This window comes from Bacteroidia bacterium, assembly GCA_033391075.1.
Taxonomy (GTDB): Bacteria; Bacteroidota; Bacteroidia; order J057; family J057; genus JAWPMV01.
The window spans coordinates 5,891,614-5,913,259 of record JAWPMV010000001.1; the positions used below are offsets into that span (position 1 = coordinate 5,891,614).

A 21,646-nucleotide genomic window follows, 5' to 3' on the forward strand; every position below is an offset into this window, starting at 1 on the left:
GCAAAACCTTATTTCTTCACACGCTTTGAACGCATGGCTTTTACTTTCTTGATTGAATCATCTTGGAGGAAATGCTGATATTCTTCAGAATCAGCAGCAAAAATGGCGACCTTGCCTTCTGCATTGCTGTGGACGCCCCAGCCATATCTTTTGGTGAGAGGAGAACTTCGAAAGCAGGGCTGACCTTTGGAGAAATAGGAAGCTCTTTGCTCTTCCATTTCGTAGGATTGAAATTCCTTTCTAATAGCAAAGACCCCAAAAAGTACTTCGTCTGAAGTGTATGTGTAGGGATTGTCAATGAGCATTTCAAATTGAAGATTTGCCACGGTCTTTTTATCAGCTTTTAGTGGAGGTACATCTCCCTGATCGATGGGACAATCTTCTGCAATCTCGATGAAGGTGTTGAAATAATTAGTGGTATGCATGTCTGTTGATTTATTGATTGATGAAGGCAAGATAAATGGGACTTGTGACAGCCCTTTGTCAATCACTTCTTCCCAACCTCTTTTTTACCCTCTCAACATATTCTTCCAGACTGAGATCATGGGGAGAGAACTTTTCATCCATCACCCTCAACTCCTTTATTTTATCTACTCTAAAGGTTCGAAAATCATTTCTCCATCGACACCAGGCAATCAGAATCCAGTTTTCCTGGGTATTGAGGTAAATGGCAAAAGGCTCTACATTTCTTTCGGTCATCTCTGCTTGCGGATTTTTTTGATAATGAATGTGTAGCAAGCTGTAATTGGTCAGGCTGTGTTTGATATCCGCCAGATAGGAACTGCTGATGTCCTCGTCCCAGTTTTTACCGATGATAATCCGATCTGCTAGCAAATCCACCTTCTCTTTTTCATTATCCAATAAGACCGACTTGATTTTATCGATGGCTTTATTGAAGTCCCGGATAAGGGATTTGTCCTTGCTTTTGGCGATAAACTTTTCAGCAATAATCAGGGCATTGGCTTCCTGCTCCGTAAACATGACTGGTGGTACATTATAGCCGGACATAAGGCGATAGCCTCTTCCTTCTTCTGACACCAAAGGTACACCAGCCTGTTCGAGGGAAGTCAGGTCACGATAAATGGTGCGTGTGCTTACTTCAAATTCCTCTGATAAGGATTGGACGGATACAAAAGGGCGGGTTTGCAGCTTAAGAAGAATAGCTGTAAGACGAGAAAGACGGGATATGTTGTCCGTGTAGGCCATGACCTACAGCAAGATAAGATATAGCAAGGAAAATTTCTTACCAGGCATGCTCACTTCCATCCCATTGGAAGAATTTGCCGGCATCTTCTTTCTTCAAATTCTCTACTACCTCGAGCATTCCTTTCACAGATTCCTCAGCAGTAAGAGGTGCGCGAGGGCCTCCCATGCTGGTCTGTACCCATCCGGGATTGATCACGATAGAAAGGATCTCATGTTCTAGCAAGTCAAAAGCCAGAGCACGATTGAGCATATTCAAGGCAGCTTTACTACTGGCATAGCCATAATTTCCGCCATTGTTTTTTATTGAAATGGAACCCAGCCAGGAGGAAATATTGAGTATGCGGGCTTGCTCGGAAGCTCTCAGTAATGGCAGCATGTATTTGGTCATGAAAACAGGTGCCAGAGAATTTACCTGAAAAAGCTCCATCAATACTTTTTGATCCAGAGATTCCAATTTGGTGCTGGTGAGGAAATCTGCCGGACTGCCTACACTTTTTGCATTGATTCCGGCATTATTTACAAGGATATCCAGTTTGCCGAAATTGTCCTGGAGATTGCGAGAAAGTTTGGACATGTGCTCTTCGGAACGAACATCAAGGATATGATGCCAGGCTTCAATTCCTGCATCCTGTAATTCTTTGACTGCTGCCTGTCCGGGCTCTACTTTACGGGAAGTTAATACGATCTTATAGCCCTTCTTTCCGAGTTGCCGACAAAATTCGAGCCCGAGTCCTCTAGCAGCGCCTGTGACGAGCGCTATTTTTTGTTCCATTCTCACAAGTTAATGTTTCTGAGGGGAATTTTCATAGCCTATGAGTAGCTGAGTCTTTCCCCCTATTCTCTCATTAAAACAAAAAAGCCGCCAACATGTATATGTCGACGGCATTTATTAAACCTATTTAATCTTAGTTGCTTAGCACAACTTCTTTTCTTTTTCGCTTTCTGTAGGGGCGAATGATCACCCGGGTTCCTTTGTCATAAGTAAAGTAACTCCAGACCCAGTTAATAAAGACAACTGCTTTATTTCTAAATCCAATCAGGAACAACAAGTGGACAAACATCCACATGATCCAGGCAAGTCTTCCTTTCACATGCATTTTCTTGAGGTCCACTACTGCTTTATTGCGCCCAATGGTTGCCATAGAGCCTTTATCATAATAACTGAATTCCTTGAGAGGAGCTCCTTTTTTGATTCTGCGGAGGTTTTTCCCGAGGTTTTCCCCTTGCTGAATGGCGGCCTGTGCAACTTGCGGGTGTCCATAAGGATACTTTTCGGTTATCATACTCGCGACATCTCCAATTGCAAAGATATCATCCAGCCCTTCAACTCGATTATAGCGATCAACTTTCAATCTCGTTCCTCGAGCCATAAAGGACTCATCTATACCCTCAGGTACATCTCCTTTGATTCCAGCTGCCCAGATCACCGTAGAGGCTTCAAATTTGCGGCCTTCTTTGGTGCTCAGTTCTTCTCCATCATAACCCGTAACTCTGTGATTAAGCCAAACGTGAACTCCCATTTTTTCCAGAGACTCCAGGGCATCTTCAGAAGATTTTTCAGACATCCCTGCCAGGAGTTGATCTCCTGCTTGTATAAGGTGAATTTCCATCTGCCGGAGATCTAGTTCAGGATAATCCGCAGGAAGGACATGTTTTTTCAATTCTGCCAGGGCTCCCGCTGTTTCCACTCCCGTAGGTCCTCCACCCACAACCACAAATTTGATCAGGTCTTCCCGATCGTCTTCATCATGCTCCTGCAGGTACTGCTCGAAATTCTGCAAGATCATAGAGCGAAGATCCAAAGACTCAGGAATGGTTTTCATCCCGACAGCATGGGCCTCCAGTTCAGTCATTCCAAAGAAATTGGTTTCACTACCCGTCGATAAAACGAGATAGTCATAGGCAATTTCTCCGATATTGGTATAGGCTACTTTTACTTCATGCTCAATCCTCTCCACCTCACACATACGGAAAATCAGGTTTTCCTGCTTGCTAAACATCTTCCGGAGAGGAAAAGCGATAGAATCAGGCTCAAGACCACCTGTAGCTACCTGGTACAACAATGGTTGGAACGTATGGTAATTGTTCCGATCAACTAGGACAACCTGGAAAGGTTGTTTTTTAAGGGTTTGGGCGAGTTTTATTCCACCGAAACCTCCTCCAACGATAAGTATACGAGGGAGATTTGTACTGGGAATTTTCGCTTTCATATATGATAATTTTGTGTTGCTGTCTTCGGACGAAAGTACAGGAATTCTGCAGTTTCTCCGAATTCATTTATCCAATTTTATATACGTTGGAGGCTAAAGGGGGTTGAGAAAGTCTTAGAGTTTTAGGGTGTTTGTGTGTTAGAAGGGATTGTTATTAAACCCGTATAAGAACTCTGGCACCCTAATACACAAACAGCCCAACACTTTCCCTATATTTGTAGGCCTTTAGCATATCCCTTATATGTCCAAATATTTTCACAAACTCCCCATCAAGGAAATCATCGCAGAAACCGAGGATGCCTATACCCTGGTCTTCCCCAAACCGGAAGCAGAGGATTTTTCCTACTTACCCGGACAGTACCTCACCTTGCGGGTAATGATTGATGGTACAGAAGAAAGGAGAGCTTATTCGCTTTCCAGTTGTCCCTTTACGGATGAAGATTTGGCCATAAGTATAAAGCGGGTGGAGCAGGGGAAAGTCTCTAATTATTTGGCCGATCGCCTAGAGGAAGGAGCTGAGGTGGAGCTTATGCGTCCTATGGGCAAGTTTCTCATAGAGCCGGACATCACCCAATCACGACATTGCATCATGATCGGAGCAGGAAGTGGGATCACCCCTTTATTCTCGATGATCAAAGGAGTTCTGGATCAGGAGCCGGAAAGCAAGGTGAGTCTTTGGTATGGAAACCGAAGAGAAGATTCCGTCATGTTCGCCCGACAATTAAGTCTTTTGCAGGAAAGATATCGGGAACGTTTACAAATTGTTCATGTGCTCTCCAGAGCTACAGAAGAATGGAAAGGACTTAGAGGAAGATTGGATAAAGATCGCGTTTACAAATTGCTCTCCAATCTTTTTATGGAGGATGATTTTCGAAAGGAATACTATCTATGCGGCCCAAGGGGGATGATGGATGCCGCCATAGAAGCTTTTGATAAACATTCTGTCCATCCTGGATTTATTCACCAGGAGCATTTCAGTGCTGAATTGCCCAGTGATGAAGAACTGGACGCGCTGGCAGCAGCAGAAAATGAAAGCCTTACTGTCAGTGATGGGGAAGAAGAATATGAAATTGTTGAGCAGGAGGTGAGCGTAAAGCTAAATGGAAATACGCATAAGCTTATAGTAAAACCCTCCGAAAGTGTCCTCTCTGCCTTATTGGATCAGGATATTGATGCACCTTATACCTGTTTGGCAGGTATTTGCACCACTTGTCTGGCAAAAATCAATAAAGGATTGGTGGCAATGGATACCACCGATGGACTTACTGATCAGGAAATGGAAGAAGGGTATATCCTCACCTGCCAGGCACATCCCCTGGATGATGAAGTAGAAATTGAATTTCCTGAATAACTTAATTTTGCTTGAAATTGGTTTTCGCCTGAGCCAGTAGTTCTTTGGCTGCGGTAAGTCTGTAGTCTTGCTCAAGCGCTCTTTCGCAGGCTTTCTCCACCAGTTGCCAATTTTCCATTTTCGCATACACCTCTGCACGCTTTAGCCAGATCTCTGCATGATGGGGTTTCAGTACCCCTGCTTTTTCAAGATCAGCAAAAGCCTCATCAAAACTTTGCAATTGGGACAGGGCCTCAGCTCGTTCCAGCAATGCTTCCCAGTGATCGGGTTCCTGTTCCAGGGTATAGTCCAGATAGGGTACAGCTTCATCTACTTTCCCCAGCCACATCAAAACTGTAGCATAATCATAAGCCAATTCCGGATAGATCTCATCTTCAATGGCGAGCTTATAATGTTCTGCAGCTTTATCGACCTCTTTCAGTGCGAGGAAACAAAGCGCCATTTCTTTATGCAATTCTTCGTCCTCACGCCCCAAACTCCTGGCCATTTTCAGAATAGAAACGGATTCTTCATAATTGGCCTTCATCCGAAGCAAACGTCCCTTCACCAGATAAAGTTCGGCCTTGTCGGGATCCAGGCGAATCGCTGTATCCAAATCAACCAGGGCTTCCTTTGGCCTAAACAACTCGGCCAGAATAATAGCTCTGTCTCGATAATAATCAGACTCGTCATCTACCATTTCGATGACTTTATTTATATCTACCAATGCATAAGGCAACTGTTCCAGTTCTCTCCGGATCATAGCTCTGCCATGCAAGAGCAGGGGATTCTTGGGGTCAAGATTTAACGCCCGATCCCAATGCCCTAAAGCCTCTTCCGGCCTTCCAATCATATTGAGGAAATGCGCCCGGCGTATATAAGCCTGAGGATCTCCCGGATTCCTGCTGATCGCCCATCGGTAATGATCATCTATTTGTTCAATCCCTTCATGTGCCTGATAGGCTCTGGAATTGAGATCCAGGGTACTGCAGAAATCTCGCGCAGCCTCCATCCAGCTTTCGTCATCCAGATGAAGTAAGCCCCTGAATTGGTAGGCCTCCCAAAAATCCGGAAGCATTTTCAAAGAATAATTTAAATCTTTGAAGGCAGCATCCCGATCATTATTTGCTTTACACTCCGCACGATAGGCATATGCTTCTGCCAATTCCGCATCCATTTCTATCGCCTTCTCTAGTTCGACTAAAGCTTTCTTTCGTTCCCCCATTCGAAGCAGAATATAGCCTTTGCTCATCCGCAGACTCGCAGACTTTTCATCCAGTTCGATAGATTGTTCAATATCAATCAAGGCATTCCTATAGTCGTACATGCGGATATAGGCCTGCGCCCGATTCGCCAAGGCCAGACTATGCCGAGGATTTAAATCAAGCACCTCAGCATACAGGGCAATAGCTGCCGGATACACTTGCTTATTGAAAGAAGCCAGAGCTCCTTCCATGAGATGATCGATTCTATTTTGGATGGCCGGATCTTCCTCTCCCAGCATTTTATTTAAAAGTTCCTGGGCCTCCGCCAATAATTCATTATCGGAGGAATCAACATATTGAACCGTTTGCTCTAAATCAGTTTTGGCGTGGAGCTCATTTCCCAATAAAAGATGTAAACGTGCCCTTTGTACATATACCCGGGCATTTTTCTTATCTATTTTCAGGCAATTGGTCAAATCCTCAAATGCCTCATCAAAATTTTCAAGCTTTTCATGAGCCATGGAACGCTCCAAATATAAATCAGTGCCATTGGGCTTTAGCTTGATCGCTTCCCCGAAATGGATGATGGCAGCTTCGTAGTCGCCTTGAGAAACACTTACTTTCGCAAGCTTATAATATGCGGTATGACTGCTGGGAGCTTGATAGCTTGCCTCTTTGAAGGCATGCAAAGTCGAACTAAACTTTTGGGCAAAGTTCTTCAGCCCGGCTGATTTAGGGCCAGAATTCAGGTTTTGAGCATCAGGATGTGAGGAGTGTCGCTGCATAGCTTAACCAGTACAATAAAGGTACGCTGTACTATTCCCTTGAATTCCGCATGAATGGATTGTTAGGGAGAAGATAACAAAAACCTTTCCATTTTTTGTAAAAAGCAGAAGCTCGCAGGAATAATCTGGAAATTATTTGACAGACTCGAAGCCAAGGTATTTAAAATAGAACCCTATATGAATCTATCTTGAAAAAATACTAGATTGACCTTATCTAAAAAACTATTACTATGTCTGAATTTATCGCAGAATTTATTGGAACTATGATCCTCCTCCTTTTGGGAAATGGAGTAGTTGCGAATGTCTTACTGAAAGACACCGCAGGCAATGACTCCGGCTGGATCGTTATTACTGCTGGCTGGGGAATGGCCGTATTTGTGGGGGTATTTATCACCATGGATATCAGCGGGGCACATCTCAATCCGGCTGTAACGCTGGGTTTGGCAGCCGCTGGCAAATTTGCCTGGGCCAAAGCCCCCTCTTATATTTTGGCTCAATGTCTGGGTGCCGCGACTGGAACTACCCTGGCCTGGCTCACCTACCGAAAACACTATGCCATTACCGAAGATCAGGGAGCAAAACTGGGGACCTTCGCAACAGCTCCGGCTATCCCAAGTACCATAGATAACTTTATCGCGGAGATGGTAGGAACCTTTGTTCTGGTATTTGCTGTCTTGTTTGCCACCTCACCTGAACTATCCATTGGTGCAATTGATGGAGTAGCTGTAGAAGGATCCAAGATTGGATTGGGAGCTATTGGTGCTCTGCCCGTTGGATTACTGGTATTTGCTATCGGTTTATCTCTGGGAGGACCTACCGGTTATGCAATCAACCCTGCCCGAGACCTTATGCCAAGAATTATGCACACGCTCCTGCCTATACCCGGAAAGGGAAGTAGTGATTGGGGATACTCCTGGATACCCGTAGCAGGGCCTATAGCAGGAGGATTAGTTGCAGCGGGATTATTCATGGCTATACAATAAATGGGAGGCATCTATCTCCATATACCTTTTTGTCGAAAAGCCTGTATTTACTGCGACTTTCATTTTTCTACCAATCTTAGTCGAAAGGAAGTCTTGCTAGATGCACTTCAACAGGAGATAGACCTACGAAAAAATGAACTCAAAGCGCTGGGGCAATTGAACACCCTCTATTTTGGAGGAGGTACGCCCAGCGTTCTACATAAAAAGGAGATTCGGGATTTGATTGACCAAATCCGGGATCTCCTTCCCTTTTCCCCCGATATAGAAATCAGCCTTGAAGCTAATCCAGACGACCTCAAAACTGATTACCTAAGGGAGTTATCGAGCATCGGAGTAAATCGCCTGAGTATCGGCATACAATCTTTTTCAGAAGAAGTGCTGAGATGGATGAATCGTAGCCACAATAGTCATCAATCCAGACAGGCCATAGAGGATGCCCGGGCTGCCGGATTTACTAACTTCTCCTGTGATCTCATTTTTGGAAATCCAGGCATTGATCAGGAACTCTGGGAAAAAGATCTACAACAGCTAATCGAACTCAAGGCTCCTCATATTTCTGTCTATGCTTTGACGGTAGAGGAAAGGACTGCCCTGGCCTATCAGGTCGAAAAAGGAAAAGCCTTTATTCCGGCAGAAGAAATTTACCAGGAACAATTTCTCCTGGCTCATCAAAGGCTTACAGCTGCCGGATATGAGCATTATGAATTATCCAACTACGCCTTGCCGGGATATCGCTCTAAACATAATAGTGCTTATTGGAAGGGAATACCCTATGTAGGTCTGGGTCCCTCCGCTCATAGCTATGATGGGAAACATCGCTCCTGGAACCTTGCCAATAATGCGCGCTATATTCAAAAGCTGGCAGCAGGAGAAAGTCCTGTGGAGGAATCGGAACTCCTTTCGCCCAAAGACCAATACCACGAATACCTTATGACCCACCTGAGAAAAATGGAGGGCATAGATATAGATTGGATCGAAAAGAATTGGGTAGGCGATTGGAGAGAAAGATTTTCAGAAAGTCTGACTCAGCTGAAAGCAAAAAATGAAATTCATTTGGAGGGCTCCAGACTCCACATAAAGCCTGCGTCCTGGCTGCTTTCTGATCAAATTATCAGGGATTTTTTTATAGATGAACTTTTATAGGAAAGAATTTCTATTTTTGCTCTTCACTGAATATACCCTAATTGATCCCTTATGGCTCAGGCAACACAGGAGAATGCTTTTAACTTGTTATATATCTTTGAGGTAATCAAAAGACGCCTCACCTTTATAGCAGTAGTAGTTGGCGTATCAGCCCTCCTGGCGATCATTCTTACCCTTCCTTTTATTTACAAACCCGAGTTCAAGTCCAGTACGGTGATTTATCCTACTGCGGCCGAAAGGTATGATGCCATCAATCTTTTCCACGATGAACCTATCCTCTATCTCTATGGAGAATCAAAGGATGTAGAGAAACTGGAAACCCTGGCCAATTCAGAGCGGATCAAAATGTTTGTCATTGATTCTCTGAATCTGTGGGAAGCCTATGGAGTCGATCCCAAAAATGATGCTGCGCCTAAACATGAGGTATTGAAAACCTATGATGGCATGATCAATACGGTTCGAATTTCTGGAAATGGATTAGAGATACAGGCCTATGATACCGATCCGCAGAGAGCTGCCGACATTGTCAATCTGATCGTTGATCAGGTGGACGTTGTCAATAAGGAGATGATAAATAAGAACAAGAGTTCGATCTACTCTATGTATAAAGGAGTCTATGAGGAATTGGTGGAGCAAATGGAATTGTACACAGACAGTGCCCGCGAAGTACGTAAGCGCTATAATGTCCTGAATACAGAAACACAGACCGAAAGTTTGACTGAGCAAATTTTGCTTGCACAAAATGAACTGGCCGTTGCCAAAGCCAGGGGAGGATCAAACCGGGTCCCCATGAGCAAGCTCAAAAGCCTCGTAGAAGACAATCCCGAATACCCCATCAACCTTGAATCCTTTCGGGAAGGACTGGATCAGGTGCTTTCGCTGGAGGAAATTATCGAATACATTTCTCGAGATGTAAAAGATGTCAGGGAGAAGGTAGAGGTTTTGGAAATGATGCAGAACCAGAGTTTCACCACCATCCTTATCACAGAAGAAGCTCAGGCCGCAGATAAAAAAGCGCGGCCTATTCGTTGGATCATTCTTTTGGTTACCCTTGTACTATCAGCCCTGGTGAGTATACTCGGAGCGGTTCTGATGGATCAGATTACGGGTTCTTTTGCAAAAAAGTAGCCGACGATTGATATCGCCGGCCATTATTCAAAAATCTTTTTGTGTTTTGCTTTGCAGACGATATCAATCGTCAAGCAAGATCTGTTGACAAATCCTTTATAAGCTATTCAACCCAGTCTGCAATAAATACATTGGTTTCACGGGTTCCCCCATTATTTCTGTTAGAAGCAAAGACCAGTTTACTTCCATCTCTGGAGAACATTGGGAAAGAATCAAATTGCTCATCATACGTAATTTGTTCCAAACCTGTACCATCAACATTGATCATAAAGAGGTTGAAGGTACGCGGACCACCGGAATGATTAGAGCAGAAAATAATCTTTTCACCAGAGGGGTGGAAATAAGGAGCCCAATTGGCATTTCCCAATTCGGTGATCTTCTGCATATTACTTCCATCTACATCGCAGATATAAAGCTCCATATCGCTAGGCGTAACCAAATCCTGAGCCAGCAAGTCCTGGTATTCTTTCAGCAAAGAATCATTGTCAAAACGAGAGGCACGGAAAAGCAATTTGCTTCCATCAGGAGAAAAGAAGGCTCCCCCATCATATCCCGGCTCATGGGTAATTCGCTTTACATTGGAACCATCTACATCCATGGTATAAAGTTCTATATCCCCATCGCGTGTGGAGGTAAAGACCACCTTATCTCCATTTGGAGAAAGGGTAGCTTCTGCATCATAAAATTCATTATCAGTAAGCTGCTTCTTTACATTTCCTTCCTTGTCAGAAATGAACAATTCGAAGCTGCTGTAGATGGGCCATACATATTTTCCAATCTTGCGGCTATCTGGCGTAGGAGGGCAAGCTTCATCTGCTTTATGTGTGGAGGCAAAAATGATTTCTTCATCTCCGGGCAAGAAGAAGGCACAGGTAGTTCTTCCAGTACCAGTACTCACAAGATTCATTTCAAATTTTTCCTCTGCGCTTGTAGGAATCTTCCCATAAAAGATCTGATCACATTCGATTCCTTCTGATGCATGTGTTCTTTGCAGAACTAAATATTCGTCATTATAACTAAAATAGGCCTCTGCATTATCGCCCCCGAAGGTAAGCTGACGTACATTAGCCAAATGTTTTTCTTCTGGATAAAGGAGAGTTCCTTCTGTGTTTTCTGCTTTTTCTGTTTTTTCTTCCGCTGTACTATCAGCGGCATTTTGCTTATTGGGCTGGCAGGAGAAAAGCATAAATGCTGCCAGCAGGAACAGTAGCTGATTTTTCATCCGGCAAAGATAGATAAAAAAAGCTATAGGTAAACATGATAGAACTCATGGCCTGGGATTCATAAATCCTTCACATTTATGCACATATTTTTTTACCGGAAAAAGCTACTTTCTGACTACTCATGCCCCAAATAATTTTATCATTTCTACTTGAAAGCATTTTTATGAAACTGCTTTGGGTACTTCCCGTATTCCAATTATGTTTGTGATGAAATTATCGAAAACTTTGAAAAGGCTTAGTTGGTTATTTTTCCTATTCCTGGCAGCAATTATTTTCACCAAAGATGTAGGTTTCGCGAAGAGTTTCTTTCGCATGATTGACTCCATACCCCTCGGAGACAAAATGGGACACTTCTTTCTCATGGGTACCATGGTCTTCCTGGTCAATCTCAGTCTAAAGTGTAAAAAAATTCAGATTGGGAGATTCTGGATTCAAAAAGGATTGGTCATTGTGGCCCCTTTTGTATTTCTGGAAGAATTCAGTCAGATGTTCATAAGTTCCCGACAATTTTCTTCCGGGGATATGCTGGCGGACTTACTGGGTTTGCTCTTTTTTAGCTATCTCTCCCAGAAAGTTTTTGAAAACCCTATATTACGATCCACAGTATCATAGGCTTTCTCCTATAAATTACCGATATTTAAGAAGGAATTACGCCTAATCTTTGAAAGTATGAATCAGTACATGGTTGAGATTTTTTTACCCCACACCCTCACCCAAGAATTCATGTCACTCATTCCTGCGCAAAGAGCCGTTGTGAACCGACTGGTACATGATGGAACTATACGCAGTTATACACTGACGTTAAATCGCTCCAGGCTTTGGGTTGTGTTGACGGCAAAGGATCAGGAAGAAGTCAATAAGATTTTGGACGAATTTCCAATCATGCCCTATTCAGAATCTGAATTGCATGAGTTGATGTTCCATGATATGGCTTCCCATGAGTTGCCCAGGTTGTCTCTGAATTAAACGTTTAGGAGTGTATTAGTGCGGTCGTGTTGCAGTTTAAAAATACAACTACAACACTTAAAAACTATAACACCTTCCTGCTACCGCTTCCTCACTTTCTCCACAAAAGTCGCTCCCTCACTTTCTCCTCTGAGCAAATACCAGCCAGCAGGTAGTTCCTCTATTTGCAGGAAATAATGTTGATTTCCAGATTGAGTAAGGTATTCCTTTTCCCATACCCTTTGCCCATGGAGATTGAGGATTTCCAGGCGAAAGTCAGAACTTTTTCTCCAGCTCAGCTCAAGATTGATATGGGATTGACTGGGATTTGGGTAAAGCTTCCAGCTTTCAGCAAGGCTGGAAAAATCAGGATTTCGAGAAGTGCCAAATATTCCCAGAGAACCTTCAGGTGAAAATCGCAATACAAAGGCATCTCTTCCTCCTTCACTGATCAAATTGAGCTCATTTACTCCGGGATCAACATCCATGCTTTGGTAAAAGCCGCCGCAAAAGTATATATCTCCCAATTCACTGATGAACATATTTTCTACGCTTTGACTCAGAGGATCATTGGCTTGAATGACTCCCAGCTGTTGTTCCCAGGATGGATTCCCATCTCGATCCCTTCTTCGCACATACAGAAGGCCCTCTGTTGATCCGCTCGTATACACAAAGCCGGGATTATCAACTCCCACATCCGTCAATCGATCAATGCCTGTACCTCCATCTCTTCGCGTCCATCCATAAGTCCCATCCAGTTCAAATCGACTTATATACATATCGCTCATTCCCTGAGAACTGATTTCCTGCAAAGCAGCACCTGGATCGAAATCTACATTACCCTCAAAATTTCCTCCTACGAATAACTGTCCTCCCAAATTGAAATCTATAGCTCCCTGTGCAACTTCATCTATCCCACCGCTTCCCCAGCTATGGCCCCAATCAAAAGTCCCATCTGAAGCCTGGTAGCGTGCAAGAAAAGCATCATAATCTCCATTGCTACTAAAATTACGCTGTTGACCAGAGGGATTGAGATCGGTAGTGCCTCTAAACTTTCCTCCGACAAATAATTGTCCCTGCCGAAAACGGATAGCTTGTGCCTCTTCACTTTCCATTCCCCCTACTCCAAAACCCCATCGGTAATTCCCAACTGGATCATAACTCACCACGAAAATGTCTTGACTGGGAAGGCCGTTTCCATCATTTACACTGAAAAAAGAATCAAAAGGAGAACTATTATTGGGTTCAAAGTCAATAATTCCTTCAAATACCCCCGCTACATATACATTGCCGCTTCCATCTGCACTCAGATCATAGGCAAGTTCATAGCGATCATCTTCTGGTAAAAAGGGTGCTCCTTCATCATCTCCCAGCACTTGTGCCCATCGAAAATTCCCCAGGGTGTCATATGCGGCTATGAAGGCATCCTGCCCACTGCCCGAATTCAAGATGGCTGTAGTAACTGCAGGATCAAAATCCGCCTCTCCCTGAATAAAACCACAGACAAAAACGAATCCCCCAATCGCTTCCACAGCAAATGATTTATCTCGTCCGGGTGAAGATATAGCAAATCCCCAGGCAAGACTTCCATCCGGATTGTATCGTGCCAGAAATACATCTTGTGAATCAGGGGAAACCGCATCCCCTTGTGCTAGCAAATTGCTACTAGCAGAACCCGGGTCAAGATCAAAACTATCCTGAAAACTACCTGTCAGATAGATATTTCCCGCTTCATCTCGGTCAATGGCGGTAGCTCGGTCCTGAAAGGAGGAACCCAAATTGAAGGCAATTTGTGCCTTACTAAATTGAAATAGTACAATAAGGGGAACGCAAAGGAGAAGTTTTTTCATAGATCCAAATTCAGCTGCTTTCGAAAATTCAATTGTCGGCAATATGCCAACAATAATTATCTCTTAATAAATCCTGTAGTTGAATTTTAACTTTACTATCAAATTGATAGCTCGCAGCTTTCCACTCTGCTTATCATTATATCTGTTTATTCCGTCATCCAGAAAATTGCGGGGTACCAACACTCCATTGACATAGCTATAATCCCGATCATATTCGATCATGCCAAAACCCAGACTGGATTCTACCTCAAGTCTTTCCGACAGTTTCAAATAGTATCCAGTTCTAATTCCATAGGCCCAGACTTGCTTGTCCAATTCGGCGGAAGAAAAATCAATCCTATTACCGGAGAGGACTGAGAAGCTATTGTCAATCGAGGAAGAACCAGAACCAAAGTATAGGTCAAATGCGATATAACTGAACCGAGGAAACTTAACAGAAAGCAACTCATACTCATCAGCGGCTCTGCGGTCAGCAAAATGAAATTTAGGAGAAAACCAGAATTTATGATAGTTATCCAGCACATGATAATCCTGTGGAGAGTGCTGGTAGAAATTAGGCGTTTTCAATCCATACATCAGCTCCAAACTCCATTTGGGATTGAACTGATATTCCAGGCCAAAATCCAGACTGGAAGCTGTAGGGTGAAGCATATTTAGTATACCAAGAGAGGCATAGATGGCAGAAAATGTATCTGCTTTCCGCTCTTTTTCATTCGGAGGAGCTGTATAGACAGGCACCTGATCTTTATCCTGGCCAAATGAGGAAAGCGTGATTGAGGATAGACAAAGAAAGAGGAAAAAATTCCTGATAGATCTCAGCATCATGTATTCAGATTTTAGAGATTATAGGAGTTGATAATTCAAACGAATCTGCACAATCAGATTTATATAATCGGTCCTTCCTATATTCCGATCATCATAGGGGCCAATTAAATCTTCAAACAGGCCTTGCTGAGTAATAATGGGGTTTTGAATGACAAGGTATTTTCGGTTAAAAGAAATAAGCCCAATTCCACTAGAAGCTTCAAGCTCTAAACGTTTTGTGAGTTGAAAGATAGTCCCTGCTTTCACATGCGCAGCAATAGCTTCTTTTTCAATATCTGCACTTATATAATCCAGCTTTGTATCCGCTTCATTGCTTAAGGCAAAATTATCTCTTGCTTCTGTTTCTCCTTTAGAATAGTAGCCTTCCAGAGAAATAAATGCCGGTCCAAAAGAAAGGGGTTCAGCTATACCTCTCCGCCCATAGAAATAGCGAAGGCTTGTGAAGAATTTTTGATAGGTATCAAATTGGATTCTATTCTCAAAACTCGCATAATTCAATTGAGGGCTTCTGAATCCATACAAAAGGTCTAGCCCAAGGTTTTCTGAGAACATTATTCCTATTCCCACATCCATGCTGGGAGCTGTGGGATGAAGCAGATTGGAAAGCCCGGTTTTCAGGTAAAGCCTGCCGATATTTCCACTGAAATCATTTCTATCTTTCTTTCGTTGACTATATCCTTCTGTAATAAAAAAGATGAGAAGTATTAGGATAGTGCTCAGTTTTCGAGTCATGTCATTGTGTTTTGAAACAAAAAGGTGAGTAGTTGGAATCTAAACGCAGCAAGTGAATTAGCATAAAATACCAGCCCCCATTGAAAAAAGCTACCGGAGTCTATAACTAAGAGAAATCCGGTGTAAAAATTTAACCGTAAAGACTCTGTTTAATTGACGATCATCCTCCGCACGCAAATCCAATAAATTGGGAGGTCTTCCTCTAAGTTCACTGGAAAATATGGTATAATTTCGATGAATCCAGCGTGTTCCTACGCCAAAAGAATACTCCAATTCCAGATCATCCTTCCATTTCCAGAGATAGCCCGTTCTGAGGTTGAATCCCAACTGCCATTTTCGGATATCAGCAGATGTATAATTGATGCGCAAGGCCCTGTAGCCAACAGCGAAACCAAAGTCATTTCTTGTCTTTCCCCGGGAATAAAAACTCTCTGCTTCATAAAAGCTGGGGAAAAAGCGATTGCCTGCTGTTGTACTTACATAACGTCCTATTCGTACATAGCGTAGGCTTGCCCAAAATTTATGGGTAGTTGGAAAATGAAAACGATTTGGAAACCAATCGGTCTGAAGGCGAGGAAGACCAAGTCCATATTGAAATAAAGCACTAAACTTCCGATTTACCACATACTCTACTCCCAGATCTAATGAAGGCGAAACGAGGTGGATTATATTTCCCAAACCTATACGCGCATACAATTTCCCCCGCATAAAGCTATAATCCTTTTTCTCAAGGCGGGCTGTATCAAGAGGAGCACGTGGACTTAGCTGGGCAAAAGAAGACGTCCACATCAATCCCAAAAATAGTAATGGCAGGTAGTAGGCTTTCATCGAGCGAAATCTTAATAGAAAAATAAAGAAGTGAAACCTTATTTCCCATTAAGAGATGCATTTTTACCCATCATTACCAATCAATGGGTCCAGGCACCTAAATGCACTGCTTTAAATCCTTCTTTAAGGTCTTCGATATATTTTCTGATAGCATAGCTGCTGGAAGGAAAGGCCATTTCCTCATAGGGGATTTCATCCAGTTCAAATAATTTTGCTTCCAGACTTTCTTCTCCGGGATCCAGTTCAGGTCCTCTCATATCAGCGAGAAAAAAGATATAAACCTGGCTGATACGAGGAATATTGTAGATCGCATGCATTCGAACGATATCAACTTCAGCACCCGATTCTTCCAGGGTTTCTCTCAAGGCGCCTTCTTCAACGCTCTCCTTATTTTCAAGATAACCTGCAGGTAATCCCCAATATCCTTTGCGAGGCTCGATAGCTCTTTTACACAATAGAATTTTCCCTTCCCAAACGGGTAAACAACCAACCACCATTTTGGGATTTCTGTAATGAATGCTATCGCAATTTTCACAACAGATTCGTGGCCTATTATCTCCCTCGGGGATTTTTTTCACCAATTGCTCACTTCCACAATTGCTACAATAGTTCATAAAGGAAAGATAGGATAAAGAAGAGAGGAATACAGATTATTTTAATTTTTAAACCAAATCTCCTCCCTTTAGTTAATCTAGCATACAAAATTTGGACAAAACAGACTAATTGTTGAACTACCAGGATTTATGGCAGGCAAAAAAGTAATCATCATCGGAGCAGGTTTCGCAGGTTTGGCATCCGCTGCTTTATTGGGAAAAGCGGGCTACGAAGTAAAAATTCTAGAGAAGAACGATCAGGCCGGAGGAAGAGCCAGAAAATGGGAAAAATCAGGATTTACCTTCGATATGGGACCCAGTTGGTATTGGATGCCCGATGTCTTTGAGCAGTTTTTTGGACTTTTTGATAAAAAAGTTTCTGATTACTACAATCTGATCCGACTTGATCCTTCTTATCGGGTGTATTTTGGAAAGGATGATTATGTAGATGTACCGGCCAAAATGGAGGAGCTAGAAGAGCTTTTCGAATCCATTGAACCCGGCAGCAGAGAAAATCTAAGAGAATTTCTCAAACAAGCAGCATACAAATACGAAGTGGGCATGCGGGATTATGTATTTCGCCCTTCCCATAGCATTGGTGAATTTATTGATTTTCGCCTGATCAAAGAAAGTTTTCGAATCCAGATGTTCAACTCTATGAGTAAGCATGTGCGGAAATTTTTCTCAAATTCACGCCTTATCAAAATCCTCGAATTTCCCGTACTCTTTTTAGGAGCTACTCCAGAAAATACGCCTGCGCTTTACTCCATGATGAATCATGCGGATTTGAGCCTGGGAACCTGGTATCCCATGGGAGGCATGCACAAGATTGTGGAAGGCATGGTAGAAGTAGCCAAAGAGCAGGGAGTAGAATTCGAATTGAATACAGAAGTAGAAAAAATCGTCGTTGAGCAGGGAAAAGCAAAAAAAGTCATTGCCGGAGGAAAGGAATTTGAAGCGGACATTGTAGTAGCTAATTCTGATTATCAACATACCGATCAGGTTCTATTGGAAAAGAACTGGCGAAGTTATACCCCTAAATATTGGGACAAACGCACCATGTCTCCTTCCAGTTTGCTTTTTTATCTGGGCATGGATAAAAGGATTGATGAGATCAAGCATCACAACCTCTTCTTCGACGAAGACTTTCAGCTTCATGCAGAAGAAATCTATTCTGATCCCAAATGGCCAAGCAAGCCTCTCTTTTATGTCTCCTCGACTTCCAAGACTGATCCTAGCGTAGCTCCTCAGGGACAGGAAAATGTATTCATCCTGATTCCATTAGCTCCAGGTTTAGAAGATTCAGAGGAAATGAGAGAGAAATACTACCATATCGTCATGGATCGTCTGGAAAAGATCACCAATCAAAACGTACGTGATCATGTCATCCTCAAGCGAAGTTATGCCATGAGCGATTTCGAAAAGGACTATCATTCTTTCAAAGGAAATGCATACGGCCTTGCCAATACCCTTTTGCAAACGGCCTTCTTCAAACCCAAACTCAAATCCAAAAAGGTCAAGAACCTCTATTACACGGGTCAACTTACCGTTCCCGGTCCCGGCGTACCTCCTTCCTTGATATCCGGCCAGGTCGTGGCAAGAGAGGTAGCCAAGGAATTTGGATAAACTCTTGGCGGCGATCACAATGCGCCTCCTATGAAAAAACTTCTTTTGCTAATTGAAGATATGCAGGCGCGTTGGCCCGCAAGATATGGTGGTCGGGGCGGACTGAGGCGATGCTTTAAAATCTTGCCGGTTTTTGCGCAACTTTTTGCCGCCAAAAAGTTGCAAAAGATTGCGTCACGATTTTCCCTATATTTATGTTATAGAAGAAAGTAATTATTTCTTCCCGACCTATGGCCATCGAAAAATTAAGTACAGACGAGCTCAAAGAGATCCAGGAACTCTATGGAAAAAACCTGGAAAGCCTCGATACCGAGTCTTTCGATAAACTCCACAAAGAACTCCGCCTCAAATACCATCCGGACAAATTTGAAAAATTCGATGATGAGATCGTGCGGGAAATGGCGAATGAAAAATTCAAACGCATTGAGGCCTTAGGAGAAAAAATCAAAGCTTATCTAATTACTGGAGCCAATAAAGCGCCCAGGCTTTCAGATCATGAATTTGGTCCAGAAGCCCAATTCGCTTATGACGATATGAAAATTGAGATTCTCACCCGTGAGAAAGACCTCAAATATGTGCTTTTTGGAAAGTCTTTGCGCTGGTTGGAAAGAGGAGAAAGCTTTAAAATTCCAGATACCCAGGCCTCTCTTATTATCGACAATGATTACAAAGGAAGCAGTATCGGTTTTGTGGAAACCGTAAGACTTTATTTGAGCTTTGGCCCGGAAGATTCACTAGAAGAAATAAGCACCTGGTTGTATAGTCGTGTCAGCGCCTATGCCTCAGCCCTCATTATTGAAGGACAAAGAATTCCTCCTGATCTCTTCCAAATGATCTCTCTCATCCGCAGAAAATCTCTTTTACAACTGGGGGAATAAAATTCTTATTTCCCTTTAGACTGACTCAAATAAGGCGCGTTGGGGATGGAACGAAAATGTAGCGGATGGAGATGCGGGAGGGCCTTGGTTTTTTCGTTCCGATTTTGTGCAACTTTTCTAAAAAGTTGCGAAAAAACCCAATAAACTAAACTCAAAAAGATAAGGTGCTAATTTTCTAAACCTATTCGCTGAAATTGATACAGTTTTATATAGTACTTTCTCATCAAAAAGGACAGGAAAACTCCTAAATTCCTCACAATCATCAGAAAGCACTAAGAAGTATGATTTAAAATTCTTTTTCCCTACATTTTGAAGTCAAAAGCGGAAATCGGGCGCTAATACTACACTGCTTTTTGGATCAAAAAACGCTAATTAACTACTAAGATGAAAAAGAAACTACGCAGCCATTCCTGGTTCGGGAAAAGAGATGAAATGGGATTTATTTATCGCTCCTGGATGCGCAACCAGGGCATACCGGATCACGAATTTGATGGTCGTCCTGTAATTGGTATTTGCAATACCTGGTCAGAACTCACCCCCTGCAATGCTCATTTCCGCGAACTTGCCGAATCTGTAAAAAGAGGTGTATTGGAAGCTGGTGGATTTCCTTTAGAATTTCCCGTAACCTCTTTGGGAGAAACCTTGATGCGCCCTACAGCCATGTTGTTCAGAAATCTGGCTAGCATGGATACAGAAGAATCCATTCGAGCCAATCCTCTTGACGGAGTGGTTCTCCTTTGTGGCTGTGATAAAACGACTCCCTCTACCCTTATGGGAGCGGCTAGTGTCGATTTACCTACCATCGTTGTTTCTGGTGGTCCTATGCTAAATGGAAAATATCGAGGCGAAGACATCGGCTCCGGTACTTCTGTCTGGAAATACAATGCCGATCTAAGAGCGGGTAGAATGAGTCCTGCCGAATTTGCCATAGCCGAAAGTTGTATGTCTCGAAGTAGGGGACACTGTATGACTATGGGAACAGCTTCCACCATGGCCTGTATGGTCGAATCATTAGGCATGACGCTAAGCGGAGGGGCAGCCATCCCTGCTGCTGATTCTCGCAGAAAAGTACTTTCTCATATGGTAGGTGCGAGGATCGTTGAGATGGTGCATGAAGATCTCAAAATGTCTGACATCCTGACCCGAAAAGCTTTCGAGAATGCCATCAAGGTAAATGCCGCTATTGGAGGTTCCACCAATTTCATCATCCACCTATTGGCCATAGCCGGAAGGATAGGCGTTGAGTTGGAACTGGATGATTTCGACAAATTGGGGAGTGATATTCCTTTGCTGGTGAATCTTATGCCTTCCGGAAAATTCCTCATGGAAGATTTTTACTATGCAGGTGGCTTACCCGTAGTTATAAAAGAACTTTCTCACCTTTTGCATACAGATACAGTCAGTGTAAATGGGAAAAGCCTGATTGAAAACTCCAAAGATTCGGAGTGCTTCAATCGAGAGGTGATCGCAACTTATGAGAATCCGGTACAGGAAAAAGCAGGGATTACAGTAGTCAAAGGAAATATCTGCGAAGAAGGAGCTGTCATCAAGCCTTCCGCAGCCTCGCCGCATTTGATGAAGCATAGAGGCAGGGCGGTTGTTTTTGAAGGAAGACAGGATTTTCACGATCGAGTGGATGATCCAGATTTAGACATAGATGAAAATTGCGTGATGGTAATGAAGTATGTAGGGCCAAAAGGATATCCCGGTATGCCGGAAGTTGGCAACATGCCTTTACCCAAAAAGCTCCTCAAAAAAGGGATTTCTGATATGGTACGTATTTCCGACGGCCGTATGAGTGGTACTGCGTATGGAACCGTCTTTCTCCATGTTGCTCCCGAATCAGCTATCGGCGGAAATCTTGCCCTGATTCAGGATGGCGATATGATAGAAGTAGATGTAGCCAATAAAAAACTTCATCTCGAAGTCAGCGATGAAGAGTTGGAACGCAGACGTGCAGCCTGGACGGCTCCAGAAAACACCACGGCCAGAGGCTATGTGAAAATGTATGTGGATCACGTAATGGGAGCTGACAAAGGAGCGGATCTCGATTTTTTAATTGGGAAGACAGGTTCGGCTGTACCAAAGGATAATCATTAATAAACGTGTTGGGGTGTTGGAGTTTTAGGGTATTAGCGTCTCGGCGATCCATATAC

Annotated in this window: 20 protein-coding genes; 9 read left to right on the forward strand and 11 right to left on the reverse strand. The window is 43.1% G+C overall.

Annotation, left to right across the window (positions count from 1 at the left end; all coding sequences use genetic code 11):
* Positions 1-8: 8 nt before the first annotated feature.
* The 4 genes from R8P61_23455 to R8P61_23470 form a co-directional block, all read right to left on the reverse strand.
* Entirely contained in the window at positions 9-425 is a 417-nt protein-coding gene (locus R8P61_23455; protein ID MDW3650050.1) for a DUF6157 family protein, read from the reverse strand.
* Between the two features lie 58 nt (positions 426-483).
* Positions 484-1,206: a WYL domain-containing protein gene (locus R8P61_23460; GenBank protein ID MDW3650051.1), complete on the reverse strand. Its 723-nt coding sequence runs from the start codon at positions 1,204-1,206 to the stop codon at positions 484-486.
* Between the two features lie 37 nt (positions 1,207-1,243).
* Positions 1,244-1,978: an SDR family oxidoreductase gene (locus tag R8P61_23465; GenBank protein ID MDW3650052.1), complete on the reverse strand. Its 735-nt coding sequence runs from the start codon at positions 1,976-1,978 to the stop codon at positions 1,244-1,246.
* Between the two features lie 133 nt (positions 1,979-2,111).
* Positions 2,112-3,416, reverse strand: a complete 1,305-nt coding sequence (locus R8P61_23470; protein MDW3650053.1) for an NAD(P)/FAD-dependent oxidoreductase — start codon at positions 3,414-3,416, stop codon at positions 2,112-2,114.
* Between the two features lie 241 nt (positions 3,417-3,657).
* Between R8P61_23470 and R8P61_23475 the strand changes: the two genes are divergently transcribed.
* On the forward strand, positions 3,658-4,767 hold the full coding sequence (locus R8P61_23475) for a ferredoxin--NADP reductase (GenBank protein MDW3650054.1): 1,110 nt from the start codon (positions 3,658-3,660) through the stop codon (positions 4,765-4,767).
* A gap of 1 nt (position 4,768) precedes the next feature.
* Here R8P61_23475 and R8P61_23480 read toward each other — a convergent pair whose 3' ends face one another.
* Positions 4,769-6,736, reverse strand: a complete 1,968-nt coding sequence (locus R8P61_23480) for a tetratricopeptide repeat protein (protein ID MDW3650055.1) — start codon at positions 6,734-6,736, stop codon at positions 4,769-4,771.
* A 230-nt stretch (positions 6,737-6,966) separates the two neighbouring features.
* On the opposite strand from R8P61_23480, the gene R8P61_23485 reads away from it, so the two are divergent.
* The 3 genes from R8P61_23485 to R8P61_23495 are packed head-to-tail and all read left to right on the forward strand — an operon-like array spanning position 6,967 to position 9,990.
* Positions 6,967-7,719: an MIP/aquaporin family protein gene (locus R8P61_23485; GenBank protein MDW3650056.1), complete on the forward strand. Its 753-nt coding sequence runs from the start codon at positions 6,967-6,969 to the stop codon at positions 7,717-7,719.
* Entirely contained in the window at positions 7,720-8,862 is a 1,143-nt protein-coding gene (hemW, locus tag R8P61_23490; protein ID MDW3650057.1) for a radical SAM family heme chaperone HemW, read from the forward strand. It abuts the gene before it with no gap.
* A 51-nt stretch (positions 8,863-8,913) separates the two neighbouring features.
* On the forward strand, positions 8,914-9,990 hold the full coding sequence (locus tag R8P61_23495; protein ID MDW3650058.1) for a Wzz/FepE/Etk N-terminal domain-containing protein: 1,077 nt from the start codon (positions 8,914-8,916) through the stop codon (positions 9,988-9,990).
* A 103-nt stretch (positions 9,991-10,093) separates the two neighbouring features.
* Here R8P61_23495 and R8P61_23500 read toward each other — a convergent pair whose 3' ends face one another.
* Positions 10,094-11,212 (reverse strand): hypothetical protein, encoded by a 1,119-nt coding sequence (locus R8P61_23500; protein ID MDW3650059.1) that lies wholly within the window; start codon positions 11,210-11,212, stop codon positions 10,094-10,096.
* A gap of 208 nt (positions 11,213-11,420) precedes the next feature.
* On the opposite strand from R8P61_23500, the gene R8P61_23505 reads away from it, so the two are divergent.
* Positions 11,421-11,825 carry a VanZ family protein gene (locus R8P61_23505; GenBank protein ID MDW3650060.1) on the forward strand — a complete coding sequence of 135 codons (405 nt, stop codon included), beginning with the start codon at positions 11,421-11,423 and terminating at the stop codon, positions 11,823-11,825.
* Between the two features lie 57 nt (positions 11,826-11,882).
* On the forward strand, positions 11,883-12,179 hold the full coding sequence (locus R8P61_23510; GenBank protein ID MDW3650061.1) for a muconolactone Delta-isomerase family protein: 297 nt from the start codon (positions 11,883-11,885) through the stop codon (positions 12,177-12,179).
* Positions 12,180-12,259: 80 nt separating this feature from the next.
* On the opposite strand, the gene R8P61_23515 is transcribed toward R8P61_23510, so the two are convergent.
* The 5 genes from R8P61_23515 to R8P61_23535 all read right to left on the reverse strand — a co-directional run bounded on the left by R8P61_23515 (position 12,260) and on the right by R8P61_23535 (position 17,007).
* Positions 12,260-14,008 carry a T9SS type A sorting domain-containing protein gene (locus R8P61_23515; GenBank protein ID MDW3650062.1) on the reverse strand — a complete coding sequence of 583 codons (1,749 nt, stop codon included), beginning with the start codon at positions 14,006-14,008 and terminating at the stop codon, positions 12,260-12,262.
* 63 nt (positions 14,009-14,071) lie between these two features.
* The gene (locus R8P61_23520) at positions 14,072-14,833 is read right to left on the reverse strand and encodes a DUF3575 domain-containing protein (protein MDW3650063.1); all 762 of its coding nucleotides are present in this window, start codon (positions 14,831-14,833) and stop codon (positions 14,072-14,074) included.
* A gap of 18 nt (positions 14,834-14,851) precedes the next feature.
* Positions 14,852-15,565 (reverse strand): hypothetical protein, encoded by a 714-nt coding sequence (locus R8P61_23525; GenBank protein MDW3650064.1) that lies wholly within the window; start codon positions 15,563-15,565, stop codon positions 14,852-14,854.
* 90 nt (positions 15,566-15,655) lie between these two features.
* A complete protein-coding gene (locus R8P61_23530; GenBank protein MDW3650065.1) occupies positions 15,656-16,393 on the reverse strand; it encodes a hypothetical protein in 738 nt (245 codons plus the stop codon).
* 80 nt (positions 16,394-16,473) lie between these two features.
* The gene (locus tag R8P61_23535) at positions 16,474-17,007 is read right to left on the reverse strand and encodes an NUDIX hydrolase (GenBank protein ID MDW3650066.1); all 534 of its coding nucleotides are present in this window, start codon (positions 17,005-17,007) and stop codon (positions 16,474-16,476) included.
* 129 nt (positions 17,008-17,136) lie between these two features.
* Between R8P61_23535 and crtI the strand changes: the two genes are divergently transcribed.
* The 3 genes from crtI to R8P61_23550 all read left to right on the forward strand — a co-directional run bounded on the left by crtI (position 17,137) and on the right by R8P61_23550 (position 21,590).
* Positions 17,137-18,612, forward strand: a complete 1,476-nt coding sequence (crtI, locus tag R8P61_23540; protein MDW3650067.1) for a phytoene desaturase family protein — start codon at positions 17,137-17,139, stop codon at positions 18,610-18,612.
* A gap of 230 nt (positions 18,613-18,842) precedes the next feature.
* Positions 18,843-19,490 carry a hypothetical protein gene (locus tag R8P61_23545; GenBank protein MDW3650068.1) on the forward strand — a complete coding sequence of 216 codons (648 nt, stop codon included), beginning with the start codon at positions 18,843-18,845 and terminating at the stop codon, positions 19,488-19,490.
* 384 nt (positions 19,491-19,874) lie between these two features.
* Positions 19,875-21,590 (forward strand): IlvD/Edd family dehydratase, encoded by a 1,716-nt coding sequence (locus R8P61_23550; GenBank protein MDW3650069.1) that lies wholly within the window; start codon positions 19,875-19,877, stop codon positions 21,588-21,590.
* Positions 21,591-21,646 lie beyond the last annotated feature (56 nt).